The 17656-nt window shown below is 57.1% G+C and carries 17 protein-coding genes; 1 reads left to right on the plus strand and 16 read right to left on the minus strand.

Annotated features, from left to right (window positions below; genetic code table 11):
* Positions 1-40: 40 nt before the first annotated feature.
* From ftsA to ACN0VL_RS01450, 15 genes are all read right to left on the minus strand, one after another.
* Entirely contained in the window at positions 41-1297 is a 1257-nt protein-coding gene (ftsA, locus tag ACN0VL_RS01380) for a cell division protein FtsA (RefSeq protein ID WP_417614336.1), read from the minus strand.
* A complete protein-coding gene (locus ACN0VL_RS01385; RefSeq protein ID WP_417614337.1) occupies positions 1257-2024 on the minus strand; it encodes a cell division protein FtsQ/DivIB in 768 nt (255 codons plus the stop codon). Before ACN0VL_RS01385 ends, ftsA begins: the two co-directional genes overlap by 41 nt.
* A gap of 1 nt (position 2025) precedes the next feature.
* Positions 2026-2943 carry a D-alanine--D-alanine ligase gene (locus ACN0VL_RS01390; protein ID WP_417614338.1) on the minus strand — a complete coding sequence of 306 codons (918 nt, stop codon included), beginning with the start codon at positions 2941-2943 and terminating at the stop codon, positions 2026-2028.
* Positions 2940-4400 (minus strand): UDP-N-acetylmuramate--L-alanine ligase, encoded by a 1461-nt coding sequence (gene murC / locus ACN0VL_RS01395; protein ID WP_417614339.1) that lies wholly within the window; start codon positions 4398-4400, stop codon positions 2940-2942. The genes ACN0VL_RS01390 and murC overlap by 4 nt, the downstream gene beginning before the upstream one ends.
* A gap of 14 nt (positions 4401-4414) precedes the next feature.
* A complete protein-coding gene (gene murG / locus ACN0VL_RS01400) occupies positions 4415-5509 on the minus strand; it encodes an undecaprenyldiphospho-muramoylpentapeptide beta-N-acetylglucosaminyltransferase (RefSeq protein WP_417614535.1) in 1095 nt (364 codons plus the stop codon).
* Complete coding sequence (gene ftsW / locus ACN0VL_RS01405) at positions 5509-6684, minus strand: cell division protein FtsW (RefSeq protein ID WP_417614340.1); 1176 nt, start codon at positions 6682-6684, stop codon at positions 5509-5511. Before ftsW ends, murG begins: the two co-directional genes overlap by 1 nt.
* Positions 6681-8006 carry a UDP-N-acetylmuramoyl-L-alanine--D-glutamate ligase gene (gene murD, locus ACN0VL_RS01410; protein ID WP_417614341.1) on the minus strand — a complete coding sequence of 442 codons (1326 nt, stop codon included), beginning with the start codon at positions 8004-8006 and terminating at the stop codon, positions 6681-6683. The genes ftsW and murD overlap by 4 nt, the downstream gene beginning before the upstream one ends.
* A gap of 3 nt (positions 8007-8009) precedes the next feature.
* Complete coding sequence (gene mraY / locus ACN0VL_RS01415; protein WP_417614342.1) at positions 8010-9092, minus strand: phospho-N-acetylmuramoyl-pentapeptide-transferase; 1083 nt, start codon at positions 9090-9092, stop codon at positions 8010-8012.
* Positions 9086-10426: a UDP-N-acetylmuramoyl-tripeptide--D-alanyl-D-alanine ligase gene (locus ACN0VL_RS01420; RefSeq protein ID WP_417614343.1), complete on the minus strand. Its 1341-nt coding sequence runs from the start codon at positions 10424-10426 to the stop codon at positions 9086-9088. The genes mraY and ACN0VL_RS01420 overlap by 7 nt, the downstream gene beginning before the upstream one ends.
* Positions 10423-11895 (minus strand): UDP-N-acetylmuramoyl-L-alanyl-D-glutamate--2,6-diaminopimelate ligase, encoded by a 1473-nt coding sequence (gene murE / locus ACN0VL_RS01425; protein WP_417614344.1) that lies wholly within the window; start codon positions 11893-11895, stop codon positions 10423-10425. Before murE ends, ACN0VL_RS01420 begins: the two co-directional genes overlap by 4 nt.
* Entirely contained in the window at positions 11879-13624 is a 1746-nt protein-coding gene (locus tag ACN0VL_RS01430) for a penicillin-binding transpeptidase domain-containing protein (protein ID WP_417614345.1), read from the minus strand. The genes murE and ACN0VL_RS01430 overlap by 17 nt, the downstream gene beginning before the upstream one ends.
* Positions 13621-13935: a cell division protein FtsL gene (ftsL, locus tag ACN0VL_RS01435; protein WP_417614346.1), complete on the minus strand. Its 315-nt coding sequence runs from the start codon at positions 13933-13935 to the stop codon at positions 13621-13623. The genes ACN0VL_RS01430 and ftsL overlap by 4 nt, the downstream gene beginning before the upstream one ends.
* Positions 13932-14876, minus strand: coding sequence for a 16S rRNA (cytosine(1402)-N(4))-methyltransferase RsmH (gene rsmH / locus ACN0VL_RS01440; RefSeq protein ID WP_417614347.1), 945 nt, complete (start codon positions 14874-14876; stop codon positions 13932-13934). The genes ftsL and rsmH overlap by 4 nt, the downstream gene beginning before the upstream one ends.
* Position 14877: 1 nt before the next feature.
* On the minus strand, positions 14878-15336 hold the full coding sequence (gene mraZ, locus ACN0VL_RS01445; RefSeq protein WP_417614348.1) for a division/cell wall cluster transcriptional repressor MraZ: 459 nt from the start codon (positions 15334-15336) through the stop codon (positions 14878-14880).
* Between the two features lie 413 nt (positions 15337-15749).
* A complete protein-coding gene (locus ACN0VL_RS01450; protein WP_417614349.1) occupies positions 15750-15956 on the minus strand; it encodes a hypothetical protein in 207 nt (68 codons plus the stop codon).
* 368 nt (positions 15957-16324) lie between these two features.
* Between ACN0VL_RS01450 and ACN0VL_RS01455 the strand changes: the two genes are divergently transcribed.
* Positions 16325-16900, plus strand: a complete 576-nt coding sequence (locus tag ACN0VL_RS01455) for a recombinase family protein (RefSeq protein ID WP_417614350.1) — start codon at positions 16325-16327, stop codon at positions 16898-16900.
* A gap of 134 nt (positions 16901-17034) precedes the next feature.
* Here ACN0VL_RS01455 and ACN0VL_RS01460 read toward each other — a convergent pair whose 3' ends face one another.
* The gene (locus tag ACN0VL_RS01460) at positions 17035-17313 is read right to left on the minus strand and encodes a hypothetical protein (protein ID WP_417614351.1); all 279 of its coding nucleotides are present in this window, start codon (positions 17311-17313) and stop codon (positions 17035-17037) included.
* Between the last annotated feature and the right edge of the window lie 343 nt (positions 17314-17656).

The following is a 17656-nucleotide window of genomic DNA, read 5'->3' on the forward strand; positions in this document are numbered from 1 at the left end:
AAGAGTCTCTCCACTTTGCTCTTGATTATGGGTGCCAAGATTAAAATTCACCACGCAACCAGTTGCCGATTCGTTTCAGGAATCCGGTCACACTGGTCTTGTTGTTATAGTCCTGCTGAGGCATGGCCTGGTGCTCCTTGCCGTAGTGCAACAAGCCGACGGCGGTGGAATATACAGGTGTCTCAACGTAATCGGATAACCCTTTCACGCCAGCTGGCTGGCCGATACGAACCTGGCACTGAAAGATCTGTTCGGCACATTCCACCAGCCCTTCAATTTGCGCCGCGCCACCGGTTAACACCAGGCCCGCCGCCAGCTGATGCTTGACCCCGGCCTTTTTCAGCTCGCCCTGGATCTTGCTCAGCTCTTGATTGATCATGCCCAGCAGCTCGCTGTAACGCGGCTCTATCACCTCGGCCAGAGTCTGTCGCTGCAGGCTGCGGGCCGGGCGCCCACCGACGCTCGGCACTTCTATGGTGTCTTCTTTACTCACCAGGCGGCTAAACGCAGCCCCGTGGCGCACCTTGATCGCTTCCGCATCCAGCGGTGGCGTGCCAAAGGCGTAGGCAATATCGCTGGTCACGGTACTGCCGGCATAGGGGATCACCTTGGTATGGCGCAAGGCCCCCCCGGTGAATACCGCCATGTCCATGGTGCCACCGCCGATATCCACCACGCAGACACCCAGCTCTTTCTCGTCGTCGGTAAGGACCGCATAGCTGGATGCCAGGGCGCTGAATATCAGCTGATCGACCCGCAATCCCAGACGTTCGACGCATTTTTCGATATTGCGTGCCATGTCGTTATGACAGGTAATCAAGTGTACCTTGGCATGCATGCGCACTCCCGACAGACCGATGGGGTTTTTAATCCCTTCCTGAAAGTCGATGGAATACTCCTGGGGCAGCACGTGCAGCACCCTGTGTTCATCCGACAACCGCACCGACTTGGCGGTATGAATAACGTTATCTACGTCTTCCTGGGTGACCTCTTCGTCGGAGATCGGCACCATGCCGGTTTCATTACGGCATTCGATATGCTTGCCCGACAGGCCAAGGTAAACGGAGGTAATCTGGCAATCTGCCATCATTTCCGCTTCATCTACCGCTCGTTTCAGTGATTTGACCACCGACTCAAGATCGTTTACGCCGCCCTTGTCCATTCCCTTAGAGGAATGACTGCCCAGGCCGATGACATTTAAATCGCCATCCGGTAACACTTCCCCTACCAGGGCAGTGACCTTAGCCGTGCCGATATCAAGCCCGACGATCAGATTTCTTTCCGCGCTTTTGGTCATTATCCGTCTCTTCGTCCTGCTTCCATCCCACTGCCAGCCCGGTATCGTAGCGCAAATCGAGGTAAGCTACCCGTTCCCGCTGTTCGATGCCCGGATAGACATCAATAAATCGCTGCAACCGTGCCTCTATGTCTTCTCGGCCCAGTAACAGCTTGATTCCACTTGTTAATGTTAATTCCCAGGAGCGTCGAGGCGTCAAGTGGACTCGCTCGATTTCATACCCCCGGGGTTGTAGTAATGTTTGCACATGCCGGTATTCCTCCAGCACCCGTGCCGATTCTTCGTCGGGCCCGGACAAGGACACCAGCTGCAATCCCTGCGGGCTGGCTCGAAAGACCTCGCCCTGGGTGTTCAGCATGGCGTTCTGGTTCCAGCGTGCGGCCGCCTGTTGCTCTACCAGGTAAACGCGCACCGTATCGGGCCATTGCTTGCGCACCGATGCCTGATAGACCCAGGGCAGCGACTGCAGCTGCTGCTGCACCTGATCCACTTCCAGGGCAAAGAAGTTCCCCACTTCCGGCAGCGCCAGCACCGCTTGCCTGACGTCGTCCCGACTGAGGTACTTGTGCTCCCCCTGGATCGTCAGGTGGTTCACCGGCACCTGGTTTGCCGCCGTCATCCATACCACCAGTAGCCACAACCCCCACAGCAGTGCCGACAGCACCGCCATAAAAAAAGTCAGGCCACCAATAAAGGCCAGCCGGGTGCGGGTTGCGGCAGATGTCATATCAGTATGCCTGCTCCAGTACCCCGACCACCAGCTGGTCGAACGACAAGCCGGCCGCCTTGGCCGCCTTGGGCACCAGGCTGGTTTCGGTCATGCCCGGCACCGTGTTCACCTCCAGCAGCCACCATTGTCCCTGTTTGTCTCTCATCAGATCGACCCGGCCCCAACCGCTGGCCGCAACCGCTTTGAAGGCCGCCACGCTCAATGCGCCCAGCGCCTGTTCATCGGCGTCACTCAGGCCGCAAGGGCACAAGTACTCGGTGTCACCGGACTGGTATTTGGCCGAGTAATCATAAAAGTCGTGAGTGGTACGCAGCCGAATGGCCGGCAGTGCCTGCTCACCCAGTATGCTGACCGTGTATTCATCGCCATCGATAAAGCGTTCGATCAGCACTTCCACGTCAAATTTGAACGCTTCTTCCACCGCCGCTATCAGGGTGGTGGCATCGGTGGCCTTGGTCATGCCGATGCTGGAGCCTTCGTTGGCAGGCTTGACGAACACGGGGCCGTCAAACTGGGCCAGCAGCGCGCTGGCATCGGCGGCCTGGAACTGGTTTTTATGTACCACGCAAAAATCGGCGGTAGGCAACCCCAGGGTCTTCCACACTTGTTTGGTCCGGATCTTGTCCATTGCCAGGGCCGCGCCCAACACCCGGGAACCGGTATAGGGCAGCCCCAGGTGCTCGAGTGCACCTTGCAGGGTGCCGTCTTCTCCGCCCCGGCCATGCACCACGATAAAGGCACGTTCGAACCCGTCTTCTTTCAGCTGGGCCAGGGGATAGTCCCGGGTATCTATGCCATGGGCATCCACGCCGGCGCGCTGCAAGCCCGCCAGCACGGCGGCCCCAGAACGTAGCGACACTTCTCGCTCGGCCGAATGCCCCCCCAACAATACCGCGACTTTACCGAATTGTGTCATGCCGACTCTCCCCGCTGCATCGCAGCTATCGATAGTTGTAATTCACCCAGCTTGCGGGCCAGCCCGCCGACATTACCGGCGCCCTGCGTCAGTACCAGATCCCCGTCTTGCAGCAATCCGGCCAACACCTGGGGGACTTCGCCCGGTGTGGCCACATAAATAGGTTCCATTTTTCCCCGGCTGCGAATGGAGCGGCACAGCGCCCGGCTATCGGCACCGGGAATGGGGGCTTCGCCGGCACTGTACACCTCGAGCAGGATCAACACATCGGTTTTCGACAGCACATCGACAAAATCCTCGTAGAGGTCACGGGTACGGCTATAGCGATGGGGCTGATAGATGGTGATCAGGCGTCGTTCGGGCCAGCCGACCCGTACCGCATTTTGCGTGGCGCGCACTTCACTGGGGTGATGGCCATAATCATCCACCAGTTTGGCCAGTCCACGGCCGGTCTCAAACTCGCCATACTGCTGAAAACGCCGGCCGACCCCTTCAAACTTCATCAAGGCGGCCAGAATGGCCTCATCGGCCACGCCATCTTCACAGGCCACGGCAATGGCGGCGGCGGCATTCAGTGCATTGTGTCGTCCGGGCAGATTGAGCTGTACATTCAGGCAGCTGCCATCGGGTCGACAGACATTGAAGCGGCAGTGATCCCGCTGCTGGCTGAAGTCTTCGATACGATAATCCGCATCGTCCACAAAGCCATAGGTCACACACTGGCGACTCACCCGAGGCATCAGCTCGCGTACTACCTCATCATCGAGACACAATACCGCCAGCCCATAAAATGGCAGATTGTGCAAAAAGTCGATGAAGGTGCCTTCCAGCTTGCTGAAATCACCGCCATAGGTGTCCATGTGATCGGCTTCAATATTGGTAACAATCGAAACCATGGGCTGCAAATGCAGGAAAGAGGCATCGCTCTCATCCGCTTCGGCAATCAGATAACGACTGCTGCCCAGCCGGGCATTGCAGCCGGCGCTGTTGAGCAGACCACCGATCACGAAGGTAGGATCACGCCCCGCTTCACCGTAAATGCTGGCGACCAGGCTGGTGGTGGTGGTTTTACCATGGGTACCGGCCACGGCCACGCCGTGCCGAAAACGCATCAGTTCCGCCAGCATTTCGGCGCGGCGCACCACGGGAATACGCAACTCACGGGCGGCAACCAGTTCGGGGTTGTCGGCCTTGATGGCGGTGGACACCACCACCACGCTGACGTCGGCGACCTGCTCGGGGGCATGCCCCAGGTAAATGGTGGCCCCCATGGCCGCCAGTCGGTCGGTCACCGGACTGTAGGCAATGTCGGAACCCGAAATAACATAACCTTCGTTGGCCAATACTTCGGCAATACCGCCCATACCGGCGCCACCTATGCCGATAAAGTGAATGCGGCGAACCCGTCTCATCTCGGGTACCGTGTTTCTGAGTTTTGCCAGTTCAACCTTGGTCATGCCATTTCTCTCATTTATTTCGCCACCGCGCGCAGGCTCTCGGCCACTCGCTCTGCAGCATCAGTAATCGCTAAGGTTCGCGCCTGCTCAGCCATGGCCAATAGTTGCGATCGATTATTGCTAAGAAGTTGTAGTTGCTCGGCCAGTGTCTCGGCGCTGAGCGTTGACTGCGGCATCAAGAGCGCCGCGCCCCGATCGGACAAGGATCGGGCATTCCTGGTTTGATGGTCGTCTACCGCATGGGGCAGCGGCACAAACACCGCGCCCACCCCGGCGGCGGCCACCTCGGACACCGTCAAGGCCCCCGCCCGACACACCACCAGATCTGCCGCCCCATAGGCGGCGGCCATATCCTCGATAAAGTCACTCACCTCGGCCTGAATACCCAGCTGTTGATAGGCCGCCATCACGGTATCGGCATTGCCTTTGCCGGTTTGGTGACGCACCCGGATATTGCCCGCCAACGCCACCGCCTCGGGGAGCACTTCGTTTAATATTCTGGCGCCCAGGCTGCCCCCCACTACCAGTAGCCGCAGCGGCTGGGGATCCACGCCGATCCGCTCGGCCGGCGCCGGCAGTGCCAACAGCTCGGGCCGCACCGGGTTACCCACCACGGCCGTATTGCTCCCGGCAGCAAACGCACCGGGAAAGGCCATTAAGACCCGTTTGGCCAGGCGCGCCAGTAACTTGTTGGTCATGCCTGCCGCGGCATTCTGCTCGTGCAGCACCAGCGGAATCCCCGCCAGCCAGGCCGCCACGCCGCCGGGGCCCGCGGCAAAGCCCCCCATGCCCAGCACCACCTGAGGTTGCACCTGTTTAAGCACGCGGCGCGCCTGATAGATAGCTTTCAATATTTGCAATGGTGCCAGTAACTTGCGTTTCAGCCCGTTGCCACGCACCCCGGCGATAGCGATAGTATGCAGTGGATAGCCATGCTTTGGTACCAACTGAGCCTCCATTCGCTCGGCGGTACCCAGCCAGTGAATATTCCAGCCCTCGGCACGCAGCCGATCGGCCACTGCCAGCCCGGGAAACACATGGCCGCCGGTTCCCCCCGCCATCACCAGCAGGGTTTTCGTTGCCGTCTTGTGTTGCGTATCGGCCTGCATCATAGCGCCTCCCGCTGTCGGGCCTGCATGTGATCGCGGCGCCATTCAAAGTCGATGCGTAACAGGATGGAGACCGCCGTGCTGATCACCAGCAGGCTGGACCCCCCGTAACTGACCAGTGGCAGGGTCAGCCCCTTGGTGGGCAGCATGCCGGAGGTAGCTCCCACGTTGACCACGGTCTGAAAACTGAACCAGATACCTATGCCCATGGCCAGATAGCCTTCGTACTGGCGCCCCCCCAGCAACACCTTTTGCCCTATGTGTAATGCCTTGAACGCCAGCCAGGCCTGCAACAACAGCACCATGAAGACGCCGGTAAACCCCAGCTCTTCCCCGAGAATGGCGAACACAAAGTCGGTATGGGCTTCGGGCAAGTACTCCAGCTTCTGAATCGAGTTTCCCAGCCCTTCGCCAAACCAGCCGCCACGGCCAAAGGCCATCAAGGATTGCGTTAACTGATAGCCACTGCCGAAGGGGTCTTCCCAGGGGTTAAGAAAAGAGGTCACCCGGCGCATCCGGTAGGGAGAGGTCACAATCAGAAAGCCCACCAGGCTGACACCGAGAATGATCAGGCTGATAAACTGGCTGAGTCGAGCGCCGGCCAGAAACAGCATGCCGATGGTGGTCACGAACAGCACCACCACCGAGCCCAGATCCGGCTGGTTGAGCAGCAGCACCGACATCACTCCCATCACGGCCAAAGGCTTGAGAAAGCCTTTCCACTGGCCGCGCACTTCATCCTGGCGCCTGACCAGGTAGCCGGCCAGAAAGGTAAACAACGCCAGCTTGGCGACTTCGGCCGGCTGCACGTTCAACAGGCCCAGCGGCAGCCAGCGCTGGCTACCGTTGATTTCCCGGCCCACTATCAGCACCAGGATCAGCATCAGGATCGCGATAATCAGAAAGGCAGTATTGAACTGCTGCCAGCGCTCCATGGGCACCTGCAGCACAAAGGCGCTCAGCCCCAGACAGATAAGCAGAAAAATGCCGTGGCGCTTCACGAAATAGAAGGCATCGTTATCGATGTTGATGCCTTCGGCTATCGAGGCCGACGACACCATGACCAGGCCGATGGCCATCAGCGCCAGCGATAAAATAACCAGCTGCCGGTCGTAAACCAGCCCTTGTGAAGGTCGTAACAGCCAGCCGCTGCCCAGGCTCGGCCACCCCTTCATAGCGCCTCCACCAGAGTAATGAAGTGCTCACCCCGTAATTGATAATTGCCATACATATCGAAGCTGGCACAGGCCGGAGCCAACAGCACACAATCACCGGCCCGCGCCTTGAGCGCACACCAGGCCACGGCTTCCTCCAGGTTGTTTACCTCGTGGGTGTTATCCGCCAGAGCCAACAGCTGATGTCGGTCCTGGCCAAAACAGACCATGCCGGCAATGGCATCCTGCAACAGCGGGATCAGGGGGGAAAAGTCCTGTTCTTTGCCCTGACCACCGGCAATCAGCCACAGTCGGCCGGTCACGGTGGCACTCATGCCGGCAATGGCCGCCAGAGTGGCGCCGACATTGGTGGCCTTGGTATCGTTGACCCACAGCACTCCCTGCTTCTCGGCCACAAACTGGCAGCGGTGTGCCAGCCCCGTAAAACGGCGCAACACCGCAAGTTGGGCCGCCTGGGGGATCTTGGCCTGATCCGCCAGCGCCATGGCTGCCAGGGCATTCAGTTGATTGTGGGCACCCAGAATCCTCAGTGCGGATACCGGCATCACGGGTTCGCCAAAGCGACTCAACCACAGCTCGCCCTGGTGCTCGATGCGACCATAATCCGTTGCGTCGAAACCAAAACTTACCGCCGCATTGGCCGCTGGCGGCCGCGTCTGATCGTCTTCCCGGTTATACACGGCCAAACCGGCCCGGTGATAAATCTGCAGCTTGGTATCGCGATAATGCGCCAGGGAGTCATAGCGATCCAGATGGTCTTCGCTGATATTGAGCACGGTCGCCGCACAGGCGGCCAGGCTGGGGGTGGTTTCCAGCTGAAAACTGGACAGTTCCAGCACCATCAACTCAAATCCGGCTGAGGGCTCGCCCGGCTCCTGACCAGAAGGCAGCAAGTCCAGCGCCGGTGTGCCTATGTTACCGCCGACTCCCACCTTGATGCCGGCCTCGGTCGCCATCTCCCCCACCAGGGTGGTCACTGTACTCTTGCCGTTAGAGCCGGTAATGGCCACTATGGGTGCCCGGCATTCCCGTACAAACAGCTCTATGTCGCCAATGATCTCGATACCGGCGGCCAGTGCCTGCTGCAGCGCAGGTGTTGCCAGCGCCAGGCCCGGGCTGACGATAATCAATTCGGCGGCCAGCATGGGAGCCAGCTTCAGCTCGCCAAAGTGGCGCTCTATGTGCTCGGGCAACTGCTCTGCCCCCGGTGGGCAGGCGCGAGTATCCATGACCACGGGGTGGACGCCCCGAGCCAGGCAATAACGCAGACAAGACAGTCCGCTCTGCCCTAAGCCAATAATCAGGATGCGCTCGGGTAACATGCTTTATCTCACCTTCAGGGTGGCCAGGCCAATCAGCACCAGCATCAGGGTGATAATCCAGAAACGGACTATCACTCTCGGCTCGGGCCAGCCCTTGAGTTCATAATGATGATGAATGGGTGCCATGCGAAAAATTCGCTGCCCCCGCAACTTGTAGGAGCCCACCTGCAAAATCACCGACAGGGTTTCAATCACGAAGATACCGCCCATGATCACCAGCAAAAACTCCTGGCGAACCAGAACGGCAATCGCCCCCAGCGCGGCGCCCAAGGCCAACGAGCCCACATCTCCCATAAACACCTGAGCCGGATAGGTGTTGAACCACAAGAAGCCCAGGCCGGCACCGACGATGGCGGTACAGAGCACGGTCAGCTCGCCCGCATGGGCGACATAGGGAATATGCAAGTAGGCGGCGAAGTTGACGTTCCCCGTGGCCCAGGCCACCAGGGCAAAACCGGCAGACACCATCACCACCGGCATAATGGCCAGGCCATCCAGCCCGTCGGTGAGGTTCACCGCATTGCTGGAGCCCACGATCACGAAGTAGCTGAGGATGATAAACAACAGGCCCAGCTGCGGCATCACATCTTTGAAGAAGGGCACCACCAGCTGGGTTTGCGCCGGATCCTGAGCGACCCAGTAAGAAAGCAGTGCCGCCGCCAGTGCCGCCGCCGACTGCCAGAAATATTTCCAGCGAGCCACCAGACCATCGGTATTCTTGCGCACCACTTTACGGTAATCATCGATGAAGCCGATGGCACCAAAGGCTCCCAGCACGAACAGCACTATCCACACATAGGGGTTGTCCAGCCGGGCCCATAACAGCACAGTCACAAAAATGGAGATCAGGATCATCAGGCCGCCCATGGTCGGCGTACCTGATTTGCTCAGGTGTGATTCGGGGCCGTCGTTACGCACCACCTGGCCAATTTGCAGCAGCTGCAAGCGGCGGATCAGCCTGGGCCCAAGCCACAGGCACACAAACAGGCCGGTCAGAATCGAGATGACCGCACGAAAGGTGAGGTAGGAAAATACGTTAAAAAAGCTGAAATAGGGGGTCAGCCACTCCGCCAGCCACACTAGCATTGTGCTTCCTCCTGAATCGCTCGAACCAGGTCTTCCATCCGAGCACTGCGTGCACCCTTAATCAAAACCACGACCTTATTATGTTGGGCCAGTGCCTCAAACAGCACCGGCTGTAATTGTTGTTTTTCCGCAAAGTGCCGGCCATGGGCCGCCGTTGCGGTATGTTTGCTGTCCTGACCGACCGTCATCACGCAGTCGATGCCCAGCTTGCGGGCATGTTCACCCACCTGGATATGCATCTCCTTGCTGTACTCGCCCAGCTCCGCCATGTCGCCAAACACGAAGATCCGATAGCCGGGCAGGCTGGCCAGGGTGTCCAGTCCGGCCAATACCGAGGCCACACTGGCGTTATATGTATCATCCAGCACCGTCAGACCGGGTCGCGTCCATACCTGCAACCGACCTGCAGACGACTCAAACTGACTCAGGCCGGCGGCAATATCGTCCAGACTGGCGCCCAGCGCCTCGGTAGCGGCGGCCGCGGCCAGCGCATTGGACACATTGTGCCTGCCCGGTACCGGCAGCTGGATGGCCACCTCACCCTGTGGCGTGAGCAGGCGAAACTGGGCCCGGCCCGACTTGTCGAGCTGGACGTCCCGGGCCTGGTAATCCTTATTCTCACCGAAATACACCAGATCGTGCTGCTGTTTCCAGAGCGCACAAAACGGGCTGTTACCATTGGCAATCGCCACGCCACCGTCCACCAGGCCGTGATAGATTTCGCCTTTCGCCTGCGCCACCCCTTCCAGTGAACCAAACCCCTCGAGGTGGGAGGCTTCCACGTTGTTGATCAGCGCCACATGGGGTTGCGTCAGCGAACTGGTCCAGGCAATTTCACCCACATGATTGGCTCCCAGCTCGACGACGGCATATTCGGTGGCGGTGGTCAGTTCACACAGGGTCAGTGGCACGCCAATTTCATTATTCAGATTGCCTTTGGTGGCCAGCACAGTGCCTTTTTGTCGCAAAATGGCGGCCGCCATTTCCTTGACCGTGGTCTTGCCACAGCTGCCGGTAATGGCCAGCACCCTGGCCGAGCTTAATTCTCTTACCAGACCGCCCAGCACACCTAACGCCAATCGGGTATCGGCCACCTTGATTTGCGGCAGATCCAGCTCCAGCCAGCGCTCTACCAGCAAGGCCGTCGCGCCCTGCTGTTGCGCCGTGGCGGCAAAGTCATGGCCGTCGAAGCGCTCACCGCTCAACGCCACAAACAGACCGCCTTCTGCCAGCGTTTGACGACTGTCGGTAGTCACCGCCATTATGCCGCCATCGGCACCGCGCAGTTCGCCACCGGACGCCTGCGCCAGCTGACTAAGACTCAGGGGGATCATGCGTCTGCCCCCAGCAGTCTGGCGGCGGTTTCCCGGTCGCTGTAATGTAGTTTGTTGGTACCCACTATCTGATAGTCCTCATGGCCTTTACCGGCCACTAAAATAATATCTTCCGCCGCAGCCTGCGCAATGGCATACGCCAGCGCCTCGGCTCTTTGATGAATCACCAGCGCGTTGTCCGGCTCGCTCAAGCCCTGACGCATATCGTCGATAATGGCGGCCGCCGATTCGGTACGCGGATTATCATCGGTCAGGATCACCACATCGGCCCCCTGCTCGGCCGCCGCCGCCATCAGCGGGCGCTTGCCCTTGTCTCTGTCGCCGCCGCACCCTGCCAGGCACCACAAACGCCCCTTGCAGTGCTGGCGCAATGCCTGCAGCACCTGCTCGAGCGCGTCCGGGGTATGGGCGTAATCCACCACCACCAGGGGCCGGTTGGGCGCACTAAACGGCTCCATACGACCCGCCACCCCCGCCAGCAGTGGTGCCGTGGCCAGCAGTCGCTCGAAGGGTTCGCCCAACGCCAGCAAGGCCGCCATGGCCGCCAGCAGGTTGGACACATTGAAGCGGCCCATCAGGGGGGCGGATAATACACCATTCCCCCAGTCGGAGTTAATGGCCACTTTAAAGCCATCGTTATAAAAATGGACGGTTTCGGCGACCAGCTGGCGGCCGGGAAAATCCGCCACCCGTCCGTGCAGACCATAGGCAATGGCCTGGGGATAACGACTCAGCCAGCGCCGCCCCAGGGGATCATCCGCGTTAATCACTCTCGCCCCTTGGCACTGCTCGAATAACTGGCGTTTGGTTTCGCCGTATTCGGCCATGGTGCCGTGGTAGTCCAGATGGTCCCGGCTCAGGTTGGTGAACACCGCCACGTCAAAATCAAGCGCCGCGACTCTGTGCTGATGCAAACCGTGAGAAGACACCTCCATGGCGATGCGCCTGGCGCCGGCTGCCCGCTGTTGCGCGAGTTGTTGCTGCACCTCCAGCGCAGAGCCCGTGGTATTCACCGCTTGCTGCAGCTGGCCGTAAAGGCCATTGCCCAGGGTACCCATTACCCCGGCCTGAGTGCCCAGCAGACAGCTCCAGTTGGCAATTAGCTGACTGATGGTGCTTTTGCCGTTGGTACCGGTTACCCCCACCAGCTGCACATAGGCGGAGGCGTCACCATAGAATACGCCCGCCAGCCGGGAAAGCTGCTCGGCAAGCCGATAGACGCCCAGCAAACGATGATCCTTATGGTCCAGACCGGCCTGCTCGGGGCGGTCGACCTCATACATGACGGCGGCGGCACCGGCCTGCAGCGCGGCATCAATAAACTGACGGCCATCGGTATGGTGACCTTTAACGGCAATAAACAAGGCGCCGGGCGTCACGGCCCGGCTGTCCAGTATCAGAGTGCTAATGGCGATGGCGGGAGCCGACAGCCCCAGGGGCACCGCTAAATCTCTAAGTGTGAGGGACAACGTTTGCCTCCTGTCCAGCCAGCTGGAGTTGTTCTTGGGTAGCCCCGTCGGGGCGAATATTCAGTAGCTGCAAGGCGCCGCTCATGACTTCGGCAAAGACCGGCGCCGCAACCTGACCGCCATAATACTGCTCGCCCTGGGGCTCGTTCATCACCACCACCATGGCCAGTCGCGGATTGCTGATCGGCGCGACACCGGCAAAGATGCCCACATAATCATTACCGTAACCACCGGCAATGGCCTTGCGCGAAGTACCGGTTTTGCCGCCTACGCGATAACCGGGAATGGCCGCATTACCGGCGGTTCCCCCCGGCCCCACCACGGCTTCCAGCATATGCAGGACGGCATCCGCATGCTGCCGGGCAATCACTTGCTCGCCCCGAGGCGCTTGATTACGCTTGATAATGGTCAACGGGTAGCGCACACCGCCATTGGCAAGCACCGCGTACGCTTGCGCCAGTTGCAGTGGCGTGACCGTCAAACCATAACCGAAGGACAAGGTTGCTTTTTCGATGTCTGACCAGCGGCGACGTAGCGGCACCAGGCCCGCGCTTTCGCCCACCAGCCCCATGCCGGAGTCTATCCCCAGGCCAAAGCGATACAGGGTATCAATCAATTGTTCCGGGGTTTCTTGCAGCGCCATGCGTACCATGCCCATGTTGGAGGAACGCATGAGGATGGTTTGCACGCTGATGGGCCCCAGGTTGCGGGTGTCGGATACCCGCTTGCCACCCAGGCGCATCCAGCCCGGGCTGGTATCAACAATGGAGTCGGCCTGCACGACGCCGTTTTCCAGGGCACTGACTACAATTAACGGCTTCAGGGTGGAACCTGGCTCATAGGTATCGGTCACGGCACGGTTACGGGCCCGAAAGCTCTGATACTGGCTGCGGTTATTGGGGTTGAAGGACGGCGTGTTCACCATGGCCAGCACTTCACCGGTTTTGACATCCAGCATCACCAGCGAGGCGGAGGTGGCGCGATGGTATTCGCTGGCCCGTTTCAGTGAGCGATAGGCCAGCGCCTGAATGCGCTGATCTATGGTCAACTGGATGTTGTTTGCCTGACGCGCCTCGGAAACAATCCCCAAGTCTTCAATGACACGGCCGGTTCTGTCCTTGCGGACTCGTCGTTCCCCCGCCTGGGCGGTTAGCCACTCGTTGAAGCCTCGCTCTATGCCTTCAATGCCGTTACCGTCTATGTTGGTCAAGCCCACCATATGGGCGTTGATTTCACCGGTTGGATAAAAGCGACGTTCTTCCGGGCGAAGGTGAACCCCGGGCAGACGCAGCTTGCGAATATATTCGGCCACCGCCGGCGTCACCTGGCGCTGCAGATACACGAAGCGCCGTTTGGGGTTCTCTACTCGCTTGACCAGCTTGTCTCGTGGCACGCCCAGCACATCGGCCAGCGCCTGCCAGGCCTGCTCTTTTTCCAGGCTGAGTTCGGCATGCACTTGCTTGGGATCGGCCCAGACCGCCTGCACCGGAACCGATACCGCCAGCTCTTCGCCGTTGCGATCCATGATCATGCCCCGGGTGGTGCTGGTGACAGTGGTTCGCAACGAACGCATGTCGCCTTCCATACGCAGCCTGTCCGGTGAGACCACCTGGATCCAGGCAGTCCTTGCAAACAGCGCGCCAAAGGCCAGCAGGATCACGCCACACACGGTCAGAAAGCGCCAGCTGGTCAGCATGGGTTCTTTTTTATTCTGCCTGCGCCGTTTCATCGTGCCGTCACCAGTTTTTCCTTTGCAGGAGCGGGTCGCTGCATGCCAAGTTTGTCCCGTGCCAGGGTCTCTATCCGACTGTGCTCCATCAGAGTGTTCTGCTCCAGCAACAGGTGGCGCCACTCGATATCGAGCCGGTCCTGCTCGGCCATCAATTCGTTATATTCGCTGGTAAGCTGACGTGTTCCCTGGGTGACCACTATCACCAGCAGGGCCGAGCTTACGGTGATCAACGCCAGCAAGAGATGCCATTTATGCCGCAGCAAGTCCTGGCCAATCTCTTTGGCAAGGTTGATCCGCCCCGCTCTCAATTTGGGGTATCCAGTCGTTCGGCCACCCGCAGCACCGAGCTGCGAGCCCGGGGGTTGGCTTCCACTTCGCCCGGCGAAGGCTTTTGCGCCTTGCCGATGCTTTTCAACAGTCGACCACCGGACAACTGGGCTTCGGTCAACGGCAGGCCGGGCGGCACCTCGGGGCCTTTTTCCTGCTTGCGAATAAAGCGTTTAACGATGCGATCTTCCAGCGAATGAAAGCTGATCACCGACAAACGTCCACCGGGAGCCAGTACATCCAGGCTCCCGTTTAATGCCTGCTCAATTTCGTCCAGCTCGCCGTTGACATGAATACGAATGGCCTGAAAGCTGCGCGTGGCGGCATGTTTATGCTTATCTTTGCTGGGGCTCACCCGGGCTATCATCTGCGCCAGGGCGCGGGTACGGGTATAAGGCTCGGTGGCGCGATCGAACACGATGGCGCGGGCAATCTTGCGGGCAAACTTTTCTTCACCGTAATTCTTGAGTACCCAGGCAATTTCGGCCTCATCGGCCTCAGCCAACCAGTCGGCGGCACTCTGGCCACTGGTGGTGTCCATGCGCATGTCGAGGGGACCGTCTTTTTGGAAGCTGAAGCCTCGTTCGGCTTCATCCAGCTGCGGGGAGGACACACCCAGATCGAGCAGGACGCCATCAACCTTGCCGGTCAGCCCCTGTTCCTCCATCATCTCGGCCAGCCGGGAAAAGGGTCCGTGGAGGATCTGGAAACGGGGGTCGTCAATGTTGGCGGCTTCGGCAATGGCCTGAGGATCCCGGTCGATGGCCAGCAAGCGGCCATTGGGTCCCAACTGCGACAGAATATGACGAGAATGACCACCGCGGCCGAAGGTACCGTCAACATAAATGCCATCTGGCCGAATATTCAAGCCGTTTACTGCTTCATCGAGCAGTACTGTAATATGTGTCTGTTGTTGACTCATGTTATAACGCGAAATCCCGCAATCGTTCCGACAATTCCCAGTCTTCTCGCGGAAGAGCCTGCAAATCATCGCTAATTTGTTGTTGCCAGCGAGATTCATCCCATATTTCGAATCTATTGAGTTGCCCCACCAGCATGATTTTTTTAGTGAGTCCGGCATGTTGCCTGAGTGGACTCGGCACCAGGGCGCGCCCCTGAGCATCCAGCTCGCATTCGGTAGCGTGTCCCAGCAATACTCGTTGCAAACGCCGCTCCTGCGGCTGTGTACTCGATAATGCTCGCAGCTTTTTCTCTATCAGCTCCCATTCATTAAGCGGATAAAGCAATAAGCAGGGGTCAAAGATATCTATGGTGCAAACCAGCAGGCCCTCGCTTTCATCACGAAACCGGTCTCTAAATCGAGTCGGTATTGCCAGCCGGCCCTTGCTATCGAGGCTGATGGCGTGTGCACCACGCAGCATTATGAGTCCTTAACCGTGAGTTTGTTCCACAAAAAACCACATTTTCCCACTTCGCTAGAGTGTATGTAGCGAGCACTCGCATTTCAAGCAGGCGCAACAGAAAAGAGCGCTGCCTGCCGCAAGGGTTCTCAGTCGGGTATGAGTGCTAACAAGGTGAAACGAAGACGGTTTTACTGCCAGACTCTGTACTGGTATGAGTCCAACAAAAAACGCAGCCGAAGCTGCGTTTTTTTAAAAAAAGTGGGAGTTGGCTTGTAAGCCAGCAGCCGACGTTCAAAAGCAGAGAAATCCACTAGCTATATGGATTTAATGGCTGTAAGTGTACCATTCGGTGTATCACTACTACTAGTCAAAACCTCCAAGCTAAAGCAGAAACACATCATCTAGCTCTAAGCAGTTATAGTTAGAGTAAGTCACAAATACTCTGAATTAATAATGCTCTTGATCTTGCCTCTATCATCGGTACTCAAGTGAGAGCAATCAGCCTCAAGTTTATATATCAGAGCACGTTTATAGCTTTCTACTGCCCGCAGCCTAGTTTCAGCCTTGCTTGACTCCCACCACCATGCAATCAATCCACCACCAATCATAAAACCTAATGCAAATTCAGTTATACCCACTTCCTTTCTCCTTAGTCTGATGTAGCGCAGTAACAGCGACCCAACACTCGATAATTCTGACGCTCATTTTGCACTCAGTAAACATTTGTCTGCTACACCCTACTTAGCTTCTTCAGTACTGGGGTGCCTAGACGCAACAGATACCTATTTAAGCATCTCTTACAATTTCAAAATACCTCTTGTGCTAGCGCGGACAAAAGACCACATAAATCAAAAGGGTTACCGACTTTTGCTAGGCTCATCAATCGACCATTTTATAACCCCGTCGTTAGAGTGCTCATATTGGTGTCATATAAATAGGGCTTGACACTTGTTGAACCCTTACGCATTATTGACACCACTTTATGACACCACTAAGAGCAGCACCAATGAGCCGCACCTTTATATATTCCAGAGTGAGCACCAATGAACAAACTACAGATAACCAAGTGTTAGAAATTTCTAATCGTGGTTATGAGGTAATCCCCAGCAGAGTAGTAGAAGAGGTTATCTCTGGCTCTACGTGCGCTATGGCTCGTCCAGAGTTTAAGAACTTGGTAGATAACAAGCTTGAGTCGGGCGATACGTTGGTGGTTCTAAAATTGGATAGATTGGGTAGAGATAATATCGACATACAACAGACCATCAACATGCTGCTAGAATGTGGGATTAAAGTTGTGAGTCTAGACCTACCTGTCTCTGACCTAGCAACCAGTGAAGGGCGTCTTATGCTCCAGCTGTTCAGTGTCTTTGCAGAGTTCGAGAGGAATAGGATCGTAGAGCGTACTCAAGAGGGGTTAAGGAGAGCTAAAGCGGCTGGCGCCAAGTTGGGTAGACCTCAAGCAACAGGAACAACCAAGCGTGTTGTAGCGGCTAAAGAGCAAGGGTTAACGCAATCCCAATCTCAGGCAGCCCTAGGTTTATCTCTGTCTACTATCAAACGACATTGGAACGCTGAACTTTAACAAGCGCCAGCTCAAACCCAAACAGCTTAAAAGGTGTAACGTCTGACGTAAGCCTTGAATGTAACACCTAAAAAGCTAAGCAAAAAGGACGTCAACTGAACTCACTTAGTTGATCTCGATTTTTAATAATTAGTTCACGGTTTCGCCCGATTTACGCAAGCTAGATATATCATTTTTTTAAATTCAGCCACTGATTCCTGTTTCTTTTTCATTTCTTGATGATATGGCATTTTATCATATGCAAAGTCAACATATAACTCATGGATTTTTATGCCGTTAGACTGATGCATTGCTGCTTCTTTTGTCACGCCTGACTGCCTAGCCGTCATTATATACATTGCAATTTCTTCCTCCACAAAGCAATTTTCAGCGCTTACAGCTGCAGAGAAAAGTAAAGGAAATAATAATGCCACATATGTTTTTTTTCATATTTATTCTATCTCATAACAAGTTGATAAGAGTGTTGAGTACATCGACAATCTGGTATGGGTGGGTGCTATCTTGACCACAAAATAACCACTTTGGAAATATGCTCCCGCCCTGGGGGTGTATGCTACTCTAAAAGGGTATTCGTTTTACTCTTATTTATCCTCTAGAGATCAACCTTTGCAAAGCTCTCATAAGGTCTTTCTAAAGTACATATCACCTGAACCACTCCTGACCAGTTTTAACTTCTCCTGAATTTAACAGCCTGATAAAGCCTCCTACCTTAGTGCGTTACCTTCTTCGTTCTAGTGCTGTGTTTGTTCAGGAGGT

Source organism: Oceanisphaera sp. (assembly GCF_048268965.1).
Classification (GTDB): Bacteria; Pseudomonadota; Gammaproteobacteria; order Enterobacterales; family Aeromonadaceae; genus Oceanimonas.